Raw genomic sequence first — 13,010 nt, forward strand, 5'->3', positions numbered from 1 at the left:
TTCGCCTTTCTCAGGAGACCTCATGCACCAGTCCGACCAGGACAAGACAGCCCGCGTCGGCCGCGAAGGCGACGTGCTCGCCGTGGTCAGCCAGAGCGGCCCGGCCGTCTCGTTCTTCGACGCCGTCACCGACCGGTGCGTCGGCTCGGTGGAGGTCCGCGCCGAGCCGCACGAGGTGTGCTTCGACCCGGTGCGGCGACTGCTGTGGTGCGCGACGACGTACGCCTCCGGCTACTACCACGACAACACCGGGCGGCGTACGGAGCTGACCGTCATCGACCCGGACGCGCGCCGCGTCGTCGAGGTCGTCGACATCGCGCCCGAACACGGGCCGCACGGACTCGCGTTGGACCTCGCGCGCGGGCGTCTCTACGTCAGCGTGGAAGGGTCCGCCGACCGGTCCGGCGGGGTCGTGGTGATCGACGTCGAGAGCCGCAAGCCGCTGGGCCGCATCGACACGGACGCGCCGGGCCCGCACTGGTTCGCCATCGACCCGGCGGGGACCGTCGGGTACGCCACCAACAAGGAGGCGCCGTTCGTGTCGGTCGTCGACCTCGAACGGGGCGTGCTCACCGCGAAGGTCGAGGTGCCGGGCAGCGAGGGCCTGGCCGTCTCCGCCGACGGCACGCACGCCTTCGTCGCCTCCCCGTACGGGTCCTTCGCGCCGCCGCGGGCCGCCGACGGGACGGCGGGGGCCCCGCCCGCCCCCGGCATCCGCGTCGTCGACGCCCGGACGGCGTCCGTCACGGGCTTCCTGCCCACGGAGAACGTCGTCTTCCCCGTGCACCTGACGTCGACGGGCAAGCTCCTCGCGGGCGAGCTGCGGATGACGCCCACGTCGGCGAGCAGCCTGGGAGGCCACGCGCCCGGACGCCTCCGGGTGTACTCCGCGGCCACCCACGAGGCCCTCGGCGAGGCCGAGGTGGGGCACTTCCCGCTGACGATCACCTCGTCGCCCGACGGCAGGCTCGGCTACGTTTCCGGCGTCGTCTCCTCCACCGTCGACGTCGTGGACCTGGAGACGCTGCGGCGCCTGGCGCGCATCGACGTCGCCCGGCGCGGCGAGGCCGGCGCCCACGGCCTGGCCTACGTGCCGCGCCCGGCCTGAGGCGCCGGGCCCCGGCGCCCGGCCCGGCGATCAGGTTCACGCCGACTTCGGCCGTCCGGGGCCCGCCCCGGGCGGCCGGGGGCCACACTGCCCGGAAACCGCCGCCGCTCCTCCGGAGGACGCCATGACCACCGCCCCCGCCCCTCTCAACGCGTTCAAGGCGCGCCTGTCCGGGGGCGGTTGCCTCACCGGGCTCTGGCTGAGCCTCGGGGAGGCGTCCGCGGCCGAGGTCTGCGCGGACGCCGGGTTCGACTGGCTGCTCGTCGACGGCGAGCACGGGCCCAACGACGTGCGCAGCACCCTGGACCAGCTCCGCGCGATCGGCGACCGGACCGACGCCGTCGTACGGCCCCCGAGCGGGCGGGCGGACGGGCTGCGGCCGCTGATCGACATCGGCGTGCGGTCGTTCCTGGTGCCCATGGTCGAATCGGCCGCGCAGGCACGTGAGTTGGTCCGCGCAACGCGCTATCCGCCGCACGGCACCCGGGGCGTCGCCAGCGCGGTGACGCGCGCCTCGCGCTGGAACCGCACGCCCGGCTATCTGGGCGCCGCCGACGCCGCCATGTGTCTGATCCCGCAGATCGAGACGCCGGGGGCGGTGGCCGCCGCGGCGGACATCGCGGCGGTGGACGGCGTGGACGCGCTGTTCGTGGGGCTCTACGACCTGTCGGCCGCGCTCGGGCACCTCGGCGCGCCGGACCACCCGGAGGTGTGGGGCGCCTTCACCGGGGTCGTCGCCGCGTGCCGCGGGGCGGGGAAGCCGTGCGGCACCTTCGCGCCGACGCCCGAACTCGCCGCCGCCGCGCGGCGGGAGGGCTGCTCCTTCGTCGCCGTCGGCAGTGACGTGGGCCTGCTCGTGCAGGGCGCCGCGGAGCTGCTGGCCCGCTCCCGCACGGCCGGTCGGGCCTAAGCGGTCTCGTGGAAGTGGGCCGCAGACCGGCAGCGCCCCGAAGGGGCGCGGGGAACTGCGCGACCAGCCACGACGGTCCGCAGGCGATCGACGGCCCCATCGCGGCAATTCCAGCAAAGCGCCTAGTCGGGCCGCAGCGACCGCCAGATGCGGTCGGGCAGGACCCGGGCCGCCTCGTCCAGGTCCACCTCGTAGGTGCTGGAGAGCCAGCGGTGGGCCGTCTCCGCGACGGGGCCCATGACCAGGACTTCGATCAGGGCGGGCGGCAGGGCCGCCACCTCGCCCGCGACGATGCGCGGGCGCAGCCAGGCGGCGATGGGCGCGAACTTGGCCTCCTTCGCCGCCATCACCTCCTGCGCGTGGGCCGCCAGATAGCTGGAGTACGCGGAGCCGTGCAGGAAGAGGGCCACGTCCCGGTGGTCGCGAGTGAAGTCCAGATAGGTCCGCACCAGGGCGCGGATGCCGGTGCGGACCGTGCGGCAGCGGGTGACGGCGGCCGCCACCGGGTCGCAGAGCTGGTCCACGCAGCGCAGATAGAGCGCGGCGGCCAGGCCGTCGAAGCTGCCGAAGTGGTGGTACAGGCTGCCGAAGCTCACGCCGCTGCCCGCCGTGACCGCGTTGACCGTGAAGCCCTGCGCGCCCGCGTGCGCGTACACCCGCAGCGCGGTGTCCAGGAGCAGGTCGACGGTGGCCTCGCCCCGCTGCTGCTTAGGGGACACGGCGCCGCCCGGCCTTCCGCGTGGCTCCGGAACGGATGCGTCCGGCTGCTGTCACCTCGTCCGCCGCCATGCGTTCCAGCGTAGAGCAGAACCGGCCGCGCGGAGGTCGGCCGGAACGCTTCGCCACCCGGGTCTTCTAGAGGAATTTTCTAGAAACTATCTCCACCAACTCGCTTGCTGGGCCACACTCTTGCCATGGCAGGTCCTCCGCCCCAGCGCCCGCACGAGCCCGTTCCGGGCAATCCGTACGTCGACCCCGTCCCCGCCCCGCGGCGGCGCGGGGGTGCGACAGCCTGGATCGTCGCGGGCGCCGTGCTCGCGGCCGTGGGCGCGGGCACGGGGGCGTACGCGCTCCTGAAGGAGGACGGGGGCAAGGGGTCGGGCGGTTTCCGCGCCCCCCTCACCCGGGACCGGGGACCGTCGGGCGAGCCGTCCGGCTCGGGGGAGCGGACGGACGCGCCCGGCGGCCCCGGCACGCCGGTGCGGCGGATCGACGTCAACGCCGGGGCGAAGCCCGGCGAGTCCAGGGGCTGGCTCGACCTGAACGGCGTCAAGCTGCCCGGCAAGGGCGCCATGCTCGGCGACCTGTGGACCGTGGACGGCGGCGCGCCCGGCGGGTCCGACGCCCTCGTCGTGCAGGCCCTCTACGACACGGTTACCGGGTACCGCGCGCGGGACGGGAAGAAGGCCTGGACGCTGCGGCTGCCCGACCGGGTGTGCGACACCCCCGTCGACAGCGCGGGCGGACACGTCGTCGTCGCGTACGGCGACGGCACCACCTCCGGCTCCGGCAAGTGCAACCAGCTCCAGCAGATCGACCTGCGGACCGGCGAGAAGGGCTGGCACCGCGAGCTCAAGGAGCACGACCTCTCGGACAGCACGATCAGCGTCCGCCTCGCCATGACCGACGCCACCGTCACCGTCGGCCAGGGCGATCGCGCCCACACGTACCGCGTCAGCGACGGCAAGCGGCTCTTCTCCTCCAAGCGGGACCGCGTGGGCACCTGCTACCTGAACGACGTCGCGGGCGGCGCGCGGCTCCTGTACGTCGAGAACTGCGCGGCCGGGGCGCCCAAGGCCCACGGCGTGGTGAAGAACGTCGACCCCGAGACGGGCCACGTCCGGTGGCGCTACCGGACCAGGAACGGCTGGAGCGTCGACAAGGTGTACTCCGTCGACCCCCTCGTCCTCGCCGTCCGGAAGCGGGGCGACTACGACAAGTGGAGCGTCGTCTCCGTCGACGGCCGAGGGCGCCAGCGCGCCTGGATCCCGATGGACCGGGGGCCGTACGCGTTCGAGTTGTGCGACGGGGCGGGGGACGCGGGGGAAGGCGTGCAGAACTGCCCCGGCGGCGCCGTCGGCGGCGACGCGCTCGTCCTGCCCACCGAGCCCAAGGACGGCACCCTCGGGCCCAACAAGGTCGTCGCCTTCGACCTGGCGACGGGTAAGCGGCGGTGGGACGCCGCCGTGCCCGGGCGGCAGCTCAGGCCCGTGCGGCAGGCCGGGAGCGGCCAGGTCTCCGGGATCGTCGTGTACGTGCGCGCGCAGTCCGGCAAGACCGGCCGCACCGTGCGGTTCCCGGCCGCGGGCGGGGCGCCGCGTGAGCTGCTGCGGCACTCCACGCCCGCCCAGAAGTGGGAGGCCGCGATGTTCGCCGGGGAGACCCTGTTCAGCGGCGGGCGGATCTTCGTGGCGCCGTCGCGGCTCGACCCCAAGAGCCTCAGCGGCGAGAAGGAGCAGGGGCGGCTTGTGTCGTTCGGCCGGTGACATCCGCTGACGGCCCCGCCGGAGAAGCCCCTCGCAGAGCACAGACCTTGGAGAGACGATGACGCAGCCCCCGCCCGGACCGCCCGAGCCCCAGGGGCAGTTCGGGCCGCCGCCGCGGCTTCCGGCGCCGCCCGAGGGCTTCGGCCCGCCGCAGGCCGGGTTCGGGCCGCCGCAGGCCGGGTTCGGCCCGCCGGTGGAGCCGCCGCCCGGGGGCTACGGGCCGCCCGCACCGCCGCCCTCGCCGAGGGCCCGCCGCCGCAGGGCCGTCGTGATCGCCTCGGTGGTCGCGCTCGCCCTCATGGCCGGGGGCGGGGCTTGGTACGTCGCCGCGCGCGGTGACGGTTCGGACGGCGGCGGGGGCAAGGGCGGCGGCAAGGAGCCGGGGCCCGCGTACGCGCGGCCCAAGGAGGTCGTGCCCGCCGACCCGAAGGCGACCTTCCACGGCGGGGCGCCGGTGCCGAAGCTGCCCGGCAAGGAGAGCACCTGGCCCGTGAAGGGGTCCTGGCTCACGGACGAGGTGTACGTGAAGTCGTCCGTAGCGAAGATCACGGGGCTCGACGCGGCCACGGGCGAGACGCGCTGGACGCTGCCCAAGCCCGGCCAGTCCTGCGGCGGTTCGCCGGAGGTCGGCGCGGGCGGGATCGCCGTGGTGGTCGTCGCGCCCACCACGCACGACAAGAAGGGCTACCGCACGCCCTGCACCCAGGTCATGGCCTTCAAGGTCGCCACCGGCGACAAGCTCTGGACGAAGACCGTCAGGACCGGCTACCAGACGGAGAAGACCGCGTTCAACCAGGTCGCGATCAGCGGCCGGACGGTCGCCGTCGGCGGGCTCTACGGCGGGGCCGCCTTCGACCTGCGCACCGGCGAGCCGCGCTGGAAGCCCAGCGCCAGTGACACCTGCCGGGACGTGGGCTACGGCGGCGGCGCCCGGCTCGTCGCGCTCCGCTCCTGCGGCGACTACGGCTCGCAGAAGTACGAGGTGCAGGACCTCGACCCCAGGTCCGGCAAGCCGCGCTGGCGGTACAAGCTGCCGGGCGGCGTGAAGAACCTCAACGTCATCTCCACCGCCCCCGTGGTCGTCGGCGTCGACTCGGGCGAGATCACCGGGCAGGGGGCGAGCGACGTCTTCGCCCTGGACGGCCGCGGCAGGCTGCGCTCGAAGATCTCGCTGCCGGAGCGGAGGTACATGCACGACTGCGGCGACACCAGCGTCGTCAACGACTGCCAGGGCCTCGTCGTCGGCAACGACCGGCTGTACGCCCCGACCGCGCGCCGCAACGCCAAGGACGGCATCTCGTCCACGAACGACATCGTCGTCTTCTCCCTCGCCACCGGGAAGACGACCGGGCAGCGCGGCAACACCGACAGCAAGGGCCCCCTGTTCCCCTTCCGCATGGACGGCGGGAACGTGCTCGCCTACCGCGACCAGCTGGGCGTCCAGGTGGTGACCCTCGACGGCCGGACCCTGCGCGAGAGGAAGCTCCTCACCTCCACCAAGAGGCCGAGCGGCCTCGTCCCGGTCGGCTCGGAGCTGCTCTTCACCCACGGCCGCCTGTACATCAGCACCGACCTGGTGTCCAGGTCCAGCTCGAAGACCCCGCAGTTCATGATGTACGTCTTCGCCCGCAAGGACCAGAAGGGACAGCGGGGGCAGGGCGGCTAGCCGTCCAGGAACTGCGAGCAGCGGTACGGGCCGAAGCGGCGCTCGCCGTTGTCGAGGGTGACCTGGACGTCGTCGGGGCGGATGCGGCGGTCCTCGTCCTTCGACGACAGGTACGACTGGGCGCGGGCCAGGGTGCAGACGAGCTGGCCGTTGGGCAGGCGGTCGCTGTCAGCGTCGAAGAAGGAGCCGGGCGAGCGGTAGGTGACCCGGTCGCCCCTGCCCGTCACGTCGATCTCGCCGATCTCCACGAGGTTGGTCAGACCGCTCTCCCGCTCGGTGCGGTTCGGGCCCGCGCCGAGCAGCTTGACGGCACCGGCGAGGTCCCGGATTTCCGCGTCGGGGCGGGACACACCCCGCAGCCCGGTGCCGTCCACGAAGTACAGCCGCAGCCCCCGGGTGAGGCCGGTGGCCGGGTCCGCGCCGGTCACCACGCCGGTGGGGCGCACCCCGCAGGCCGTGAGGGCGGCGGCGAGCGCGAGGGCCAGGACGGGCGCGGCCGCGCGTGCGGGGGTCACCGGGGCCCGTCCCCGGGGCCCGCCGCCGGGCGCAGCGGCAGGCGCAGGGTGAAGACCGCGCCCCGGCCGCCGGGGCCGTTCGCGGCCTCGATGGTGCCGCCGTGCAGGCGCGCGTTCTCCAGGGCGATGGCCGTGCCCAGGCCGCTGCCCTCGGAGCGGGTGCGGGCCGCGTCGGCCTTGTAGAAGCGGTCGAAGACGTGGGCGAGGGCGTCCGGGGCGAGCCCGGGGCCGTGGTCGGTCACGGTGAGCGTGGCGAGGCCCGCCCCGGTGGTGAGGCGGACGGTCACCGGCGGGGCGCCGTGCCGCAGCGCGTTCCCGACGAGGTTCGCGACGACCACGTCGATCCTCCGTACGTCGATCAGGGCGGGCGCGGAGTCCGGGAGTTCGGCGGTCACCCGGCCGGTCCAGGCGCGCAGGGCGAGGGACGAGCGGACGGTGGCGGCCAGGTCCGCCTCCGTCGGACGCAGCCGGGCCACCCCGGCGTCGAAGCGGGACATCTCCATCAGGTCGTCGACCAGGCGGGTCAGCTTCGCCGTCTCGGCGCTGACGGTGCGGGCCGCGTGCGCGGCGTCGGGCGGGAGCCGGTCGGCGTCCTCGTCGAGCACGGTCGCCACCATCGTCATGGCGGCCAGCGGGGTGCGCAGCTCGTGCGACACGTCGGCGACGAACCGGCGCGCCTTCGCCTCCTGCTCCCGGGCCCTGGCCTCCTGGTCGCGCAGCTCGGCGACCGTGGTCTGGAGCGCGTCGGCGGTGGTGTTGAAGTCCCGCGCGAGGTCGGCGAGTTCGTCCCGGCCCCGGGGTTCGACGCGGGTGCCGAGGTCGCCGTCGGCGAGGCGCCGCGTGGCCCGGCCCAGGTCCCGCACCGGGCGGAGCACCGTACGGGCGGCGAGCAGCGCGAGCACGGCGGTGAGGACGAGGACGGGCAGCAGTCCGTCGCGCACGGAGGTCAACAGGGCGGCGACGTCCCGCTCTTCGGCGCGCAGCGGCGTCACGGCGAAGACCTCCAGGCGGGAGGCGCGCCCGCCCTCGTAGGTGACGGGCGTACCGACCGTCAGATACGGCTCGCCCTCGTGGGTGACGCGCTGGAAGCTCATCCGGCCCGAGACGCGGACGTCGGCCCTGAGGCCGGGGGTGATGCGGGGGTCGTCCGGCGGCCCGTCGGAGGCCGCCTTGAGGTTCTCGTACCGGGCCACGACCAGGGGCGAGCCGGGGAGCCCGGAGGACACCGAGCGCGCGAACACGCTCAGCGAGCGCTGGTCGGGCGGCACGTCGACGTCGGGCGCGAGCGCGTCGACGCGGGTGCGGAGGTCCTGCTGCGCGGCTTCCTGGGTGCGGCTGAGGACGGCCGTGCGGGCCTCGCGGTAGGCGAGGGCGGTGGCCGTGGCGGTGCCGATGAGGGCGACGAGGACGAAGGTGACGACGAGCCGGGTGCGCAGACCGCGCGGGGCCCGCGGGGCCCGGAGCCTTCCGGTGCGGCGGCCGGGACGCCCGGTGCGGCGACCGGGACGTTTCACAGCGGGCCGAACCGGTAGCCGAAGCCGCGGACCGTCTGGACGTAGCGCGGCCGGGACGCCACGTCCTCGATCTTCGCGCGCAGCCGGCCGACGGCGGCGTCCACGATGCGGGAGTCCCCGAGGAAGTCGTGGTCCCACACGCTGCGCAGCAGCTGTTCGCGGCTGAAGACCTGGCCGGGCGACGCGGAGAGCTCAAGGAGGAGGCGGAGTTCGGTGGGCGGGAGCGCGAGGGGGGTGCCGCCCTTGGTGACGGTCAGGCCCGCGCGGTCCACGACGAGGCCCGCGTAGGTGTCCCGGGCCGCGACCGGGGTGGCGCGGCGCAGGGCCGCGCGGATGCGGGCCTCCAGGACGGGTGCGGTGACGGGCTTGACCACGTAGTCGTCGGCGCCCGCCTCCAGGCCCCGGACGACGTCCGTGTCGTCGCCGCGCGCGGTCAGCATGATCACGGGCAGCGTCGGACGGGACGTGCGGGCCCGCACGCGGCGGCACACCTCGAAGCCGTCGAGGCCGGGGAGCATCAGGTCGAGCACGGCGATGTCGACGGCCTCGCCCCCGGGCCCGTCGAGCAGCGCGAGGGCGGCCTCCCCGGTGGCGGCGGCGGACACCTCGTAGCCGTGGCGGCGCAGCACCAGCTCCATCCCGTCGCGCACGGGGGCGTCGTCCTCGATCAGCAGCACATGCGGCATGCGCTCGATTATGGGCGAGGGCCCGGCTCTTCCAAGCTGGTCAGAGGGGTCGGACGGGCGCCGCCCGCACATTGTTACGTGCTCATCATGTGGCCATGGAGGGACCATCATGTGGCCGCCGGACGGTGAGGCGCATGACCACCACCTCACGCAGGGCGCCGGTCTCCGGCGCGCCCCGGCTCCGGCTCGCCGCGCTCGTCGCGGCCCCCGTGCTCGCGCTCTCCGTCGGCTGCGGCTCGGGCTCCGACGGCGGCGACGGCGGCAAACAGGACCAGGTCGCCTCCGTGCCCGATTCCCCCGGCAAGGGGAGCGGCGACGACAAGGCGAAGGGCTCGGCGGACACCTCCGGCGGGGACAGGGCGGGCAAGAGCGCCTTCTTCGACGCGCAGATGAAGTACGTCCGCTGCATGCGCACCAAAGCGGGGCTGAAGGACTACCCCGACCCCAAGCTGAGCGGCTACCTCGACTGGCCCGAGATCGACAAGATCGTCGACCCGGACGGCAGCGGCGAGGAGTACAAGGGCGGCAAGGACGGCGTCTGCGGCGACGAGCTCCGCGCGGCGATGAACCTGGAGCCCAAGCGCGACCAGCAGCAGGACTTCGAGTCGATGCTCGCGCACGCCAAGTGCATGCGGGACAAGGGCGTCTCGCAGTTCCGCAACCCGACGATGACCGACGGCAACGCGCAGCCCGGCGGCGAGCCCGACCCCACGTCACCGAAGCTCGACACGGAGTCCCCCGCCTACAAGGAGGCGCGGGAGGCCTGCGCGGCCAAGCTGCTCGACGGCCTGGACGGCATGCAGTGAGACACCGTACGGGCTGGCTGGCGGCGGCCGGCGCGGCCGCCGCCGGGGTCGTGACGGCGGGCGCCTTCGCGGTCGGCGGCGGACAGCGGGACGGGGCCGGGGACGAGGGCGGGGCGCCGCCCGCGACCGCCGAGGTCGTCCGCACCGACCTGGTGCTCAGCAAGACGGTGGACGGCACGGTGGACTTCGCCGGGCGCAGGCCCGTGAAGTCGGCGGTGCAGGGCACGGTGACCGTGGCCGCGCGCGAGGGCACGACGGTCCGGCAGGGCCGGGCCCTGTACGAGCTGGACGACAAGCCGGTGACCCTGCTGTACGGGCCGGTGCCGATGTTCCGCGAGATGAAGAAGGGCGACCGGGGCACGGACGTGCTCCAACTGGAGCGCAATCTGCGCGACTTGGGGTACGGGGCCAGCCTCTACGTCGACGTACGGTACGACGCCGCGACCGCGGTCGCCGTCAAGCGGTGGCAGAAGTCCCTCAACCGGGTGCCGACCGGCCGCGTCGGCAAGGGCGAGGTGGTGTTCCAGGGCGGTCCTGTCAAGGTCGTCGCGGCGGACGCCGCCCTCGGCGACCAGGTCGGCCCCGACGCGGCCGTGCTCACCGCCGCCTCGCCGACGCCCGTGGTGCGGGCCGGGCTCGACCAGGGCGACGGCTCGCTCGCCGCGCGCGGCACCAGGGCGGAGATCCGGCTGGCGGGCGGCAAGAAGGTGCGGGGGAAGGTGACGGGCACCGTGCGCCCCGAGCGCACCGAGGACTCCGGGCCGGGCGACAACGGCATCACCGTGGAGATCGCCCTGGACGGCGGCGCGGCCGCGCTCCACGGCGAGGCGGCGCGGTCCACCGCCAGCGTCACCTTCGTCAGCGAGAGCAGGCGCGGCGTCCTGGCCGTACCGGTCGAGGCGCTGGTCGCCCTGCGCGGCGAGAGCGGCGGCTACGGCCTCCAGCTCGTGCCCGCCTCCGGCCCGCCCCGCATGATCCGCGTCGGGACCGGCATGACGGCGGACGGCCGGATCGAGGTGCGCGGCGAGGGGCTGCGCGAGGGCGTACGGGTGGGGGTGGCGACCCAGTGAACGGTCCCGCGCCCCGGACAGCCGCGGCACGGCAGGACACCGTCGGACCCCCGGGCGTCGCCGTGGTCGAGCTGCGGCGGGCCACCAAGGTCTACCCCGGTGGCGTCACCGCCCTGCGCGAGGTCGACCTCACCGTCCGCGACGGGGAGTTGCTCGCCATCGTCGGGCCCTCCGGCTCGGGGAAGTCCACCGCCCTGAACCTCATCGGCACGCTGGACCGGCCCACCTCCGGCAGCGTGCGCGTGGCCGGGCACGACGTCGGGGCGCTGTCCGACGCGCAGGTGGCGGCGCTCCGGGCCCGGCACATCGGGTTCGTCTTCCAGCACTTCCACCTCGCCCCCGGGCGCAGCGCCCTCGACAACGTCGCCGACGGCCTGCTGTACGCGGGCGTCCCCGCGCGGCGGCGGCGCGCGGCCGCCGCCGACGCCCTGGAACGGGTACGGCTCGGCCACCGCCTCGGCCACCGGCCCGGCGAGCTGTCCGGCGGCGAGAAGCAGCGCGTCGCGATCGCCCGCGCGCTCGTCGGCGCGCCCCGGCTGCTGCTGGCCGACGAGCCGACCGGTGCCCTCGACTCCGCGTCCGGGCAGGTGGTGATGGAGCTGCTGCGCGAGCTGAACGCGGCGGGCACGACCGTGTGCGTCATCACCCACGACCACGACATCGCCGACTCGCTGCCGCGCCGCGTGCGCTTCCGCGACGGGGAGGTCGTGTTCCAGGACGGGGAGAGCGCCTTCCGGGGCGGGGGCATCGCCTTCCGGGGCGGGGGCATCGCCTCCCGCGACGGGGGGACCGCCTCCCGGGACGGGGAGATCGCCTCCCGCGACGGGGAGGCCGTCGGATGAGCGCGCCCGGCAGGGACCGGCTCAGGCCCGCGCGGCTCTCCCTTGCCGACGTGCTGCGCGTCGGCTCCGTCGGCCTGCGGGCCCGGCGCGCCCGCGTGGTGCTCTCCTCGCTCGGCATCGCCATCGGGATCGCCACGATGGTGGCCGTCGTGGGCCTGTCCACGTCCAGCCGCGCCGATCTGATGCAGCGCCTCGACCGGCTCGGCACCAATCTGCTGACCGCCGAGGCGGGCAAGGACGCGAGCGGACAGCAGGTGAAGCTGCCGAAGAGCGCCGTCGCCATGGTCGAGCGCATCGGCCCGGTGCGGCAGGCCACCGCGACGGCGAACGTCGACGCGCGCATCCGCCGCAGCGCCGCCGTACCGGAGGAGCGGTCGGCACCGGTGACCGCGCAGGCGGCCCGCGCCGACCTGCTCTCCGCCCTCAACACCCGGGTGGCGAAGGGCGCCTGGCTCGACCGGGGGCGCGACCGGCTGCCCCTGACCGTGCTCGGCCGGATCGCCGCCGAGCGGCTCGGCATCACCGCGCCCGGCGAGAAGATCATGATGGGCGACCGGTACGTCGTGGTCGTCGGCATCCTCGCCCCGGTGGAGCTGGTGCCGACGCTCGACCGGGTCGCCCTGGTCGGATTCCCGGCCGCCGAGCGGTACTTCGGCTTCGACGGCCATCCCACGACGGTCTTCGAGCGCTCCACGGACGCCTCCGTCGAGGACGTCCGCGCGGTCCTCGCCCGCACGGTCAACCCCGGCGACAAGGGCTCCGTGACGGTCTCGCGCCCCTCCGACGCGCTCGCCGCGAAGACCGCGACCGACGAGGGCCTGACCGCGCTGATGCTGGGGCTCGGTGCGGTGGCGCTCCTCGTCGGCGGGGTCGGCGTCGCCAACACCATGGTGATCTCGGTGCTCGAACGCCGTACGGAGATCGGCCTGCGGCGCGCCATCGGCGCCACCCGGGGCGCCGTCAGGATCCAGTTCCTGACCGAGTCCCTGCTCCTGTCGGCCATCGGCGGCGTCGCGGGCGCGGGCCTCGGCGCCCTCGTCACCCACGGCTTCGCCCTCGCCCAGGGCTGGACCCCGGTCGTGCCGCCCTGGTCCCTCGCGGGCGGCCTGGCCGCGACCCTCGTCATCGGCGTGCTCGCGGGCCTGTACCCGGCCGCACGGGCGGCGCGGCTGCCTCCGACGGTGGCCCTGAACGCCGCGTGATGCCCGCCATGGCGGGGGCGCGGCTTCGTCCGACGACTGTCCTGAACGCCGCGCGGCCTCCACCGCGCGCGGGGGGGCGCGGCTGCATCCGTCGGGTGCCCGGAACGCCGCGTGACCTCCGCCGTGGCGGGGGCACGGCCGCACCCGTCAGCTGCCCCGAACACCGCATGACGCCCGCCTCGGGGGCGGCGCGGCCTCCACCGCG

At 75.1% G+C, this 13,010-nt stretch carries 12 protein-coding genes; 8 read left to right on the plus strand and 4 right to left on the minus strand.

The features are described 5' to 3' along the window. The first annotated feature begins 22 nt into the window (after positions 1–22). Positions 23–1,108, plus strand: coding sequence for a YncE family protein (locus AC5WAM_RS19605; protein ID WP_495523325.1), 1,086 nt, complete (start codon positions 23–25; stop codon positions 1,106–1,108). A 124-nt stretch (positions 1,109–1,232) separates the two neighbouring features. Beyond that, positions 1,233–2,018: an HpcH/HpaI aldolase family protein gene (locus AC5WAM_RS19610; RefSeq protein WP_495523326.1), complete on the plus strand. Its 786-nt coding sequence runs from the start codon at positions 1,233–1,235 to the stop codon at positions 2,016–2,018. Between the two features lie 122 nt (positions 2,019–2,140). On the opposite strand, the gene AC5WAM_RS19615 is transcribed toward AC5WAM_RS19610, so the two are convergent. Further along, entirely contained in the window at positions 2,141–2,737 is a 597-nt protein-coding gene (locus AC5WAM_RS19615; RefSeq protein WP_366795507.1) for a TetR/AcrR family transcriptional regulator, read from the minus strand. Between the two features lie 195 nt (positions 2,738–2,932). Between AC5WAM_RS19615 and AC5WAM_RS19620 the strand changes: the two genes are divergently transcribed. Both AC5WAM_RS19620 and AC5WAM_RS19625 read left to right on the plus strand, forming a co-directional pair. Then, complete coding sequence (locus AC5WAM_RS19620; RefSeq protein ID WP_495523327.1) at positions 2,933–4,504, plus strand: outer membrane protein assembly factor BamB family protein; 1,572 nt, start codon at positions 2,933–2,935, stop codon at positions 4,502–4,504. A 58-nt stretch (positions 4,505–4,562) separates the two neighbouring features. Beyond that, positions 4,563–6,170: an outer membrane protein assembly factor BamB family protein gene (locus tag AC5WAM_RS19625; protein ID WP_495523328.1), complete on the plus strand. Its 1,608-nt coding sequence runs from the start codon at positions 4,563–4,565 to the stop codon at positions 6,168–6,170. On the opposite strand, the gene AC5WAM_RS19630 is transcribed toward AC5WAM_RS19625, so the two are convergent. The 3 genes from AC5WAM_RS19630 to AC5WAM_RS19640 are packed head-to-tail and all read right to left on the minus strand — an operon-like array spanning position 6,167 to position 8,885. Beyond that, the gene (locus tag AC5WAM_RS19630; RefSeq protein WP_495523329.1) at positions 6,167–6,685 is read right to left on the minus strand and encodes a GerMN domain-containing protein; all 519 of its coding nucleotides are present in this window, start codon (positions 6,683–6,685) and stop codon (positions 6,167–6,169) included. The two genes, AC5WAM_RS19625 and AC5WAM_RS19630, sit on opposite strands and share 4 nt — an antisense overlap. Further along, entirely contained in the window at positions 6,682–8,199 is a 1,518-nt protein-coding gene (locus tag AC5WAM_RS19635; RefSeq protein ID WP_495523330.1) for an ATP-binding protein, read from the minus strand. Before AC5WAM_RS19635 ends, AC5WAM_RS19630 begins: the two co-directional genes overlap by 4 nt. Beyond that, complete coding sequence (locus AC5WAM_RS19640) at positions 8,196–8,885, minus strand: response regulator (RefSeq protein WP_495523331.1); 690 nt, start codon at positions 8,883–8,885, stop codon at positions 8,196–8,198. Before AC5WAM_RS19640 ends, AC5WAM_RS19635 begins: the two co-directional genes overlap by 4 nt. A 134-nt stretch (positions 8,886–9,019) precedes the next feature. On the opposite strand from AC5WAM_RS19640, the gene AC5WAM_RS19645 reads away from it, so the two are divergent. Genes AC5WAM_RS19645 through AC5WAM_RS19660 form a run of 4 tightly spaced genes read left to right on the plus strand, consistent with a single transcriptional unit; the run spans position 9,020 to position 12,805 of the window. Further along, complete coding sequence (locus AC5WAM_RS19645) at positions 9,020–9,691, plus strand: hypothetical protein (RefSeq protein WP_495523332.1); 672 nt, start codon at positions 9,020–9,022, stop codon at positions 9,689–9,691. Beyond that, positions 9,688–10,761: a peptidoglycan-binding protein gene (locus tag AC5WAM_RS19650; protein WP_495523333.1), complete on the plus strand. Its 1,074-nt coding sequence runs from the start codon at positions 9,688–9,690 to the stop codon at positions 10,759–10,761. The genes AC5WAM_RS19645 and AC5WAM_RS19650 overlap by 4 nt, the downstream gene beginning before the upstream one ends. Continuing rightward, entirely contained in the window at positions 10,758–11,603 is an 846-nt protein-coding gene (locus tag AC5WAM_RS19655; protein WP_495523334.1) for an ABC transporter ATP-binding protein, read from the plus strand. The genes AC5WAM_RS19650 and AC5WAM_RS19655 overlap by 4 nt, the downstream gene beginning before the upstream one ends. Beyond that, positions 11,600–12,805, plus strand: a complete 1,206-nt coding sequence (locus AC5WAM_RS19660; RefSeq protein WP_495523335.1) for an ABC transporter permease — start codon at positions 11,600–11,602, stop codon at positions 12,803–12,805. The genes AC5WAM_RS19655 and AC5WAM_RS19660 overlap by 4 nt, the downstream gene beginning before the upstream one ends. Positions 12,806–13,010 lie beyond the last annotated feature (205 nt).

It is taken from the genome of Streptomyces sp. JLYT201, assembly GCF_059448825.1.

Bases quoted from the DNA above. Each gene is read 5' to 3' on its own strand.
- AC5WAM_RS19625 (WP_495523328.1), top strand. From the start codon at position 4,563: ATGACGCAGCCCCCGCCCGGACCGCCCGAGCCCCAGGGGCAGTTCGGG.
- AC5WAM_RS19660 (WP_495523335.1), top strand. From the start codon at position 11,600: ATGAGCGCGCCCGGCAGGGACCGGCTCAGGCCCGCGCGGCTCTCCCTT.
- AC5WAM_RS19640 (WP_495523331.1), bottom strand. From the start codon at position 8,885: ATGCCGCATGTGCTGCTGATCGAGGACGACGCCCCCGTGCGCGACGGG.
- AC5WAM_RS19605 (WP_495523325.1), top strand. From the start codon at position 23: ATGCACCAGTCCGACCAGGACAAGACAGCCCGCGTCGGCCGCGAAGGC.
- AC5WAM_RS19645 (WP_495523332.1), top strand. From the start codon at position 9,020: ATGACCACCACCTCACGCAGGGCGCCGGTCTCCGGCGCGCCCCGGCTC.
- AC5WAM_RS19610 (WP_495523326.1), top strand. From the start codon at position 1,233: ATGACCACCGCCCCCGCCCCTCTCAACGCGTTCAAGGCGCGCCTGTCC.
- AC5WAM_RS19620 (WP_495523327.1), top strand. From the start codon at position 2,933: ATGGCAGGTCCTCCGCCCCAGCGCCCGCACGAGCCCGTTCCGGGCAAT.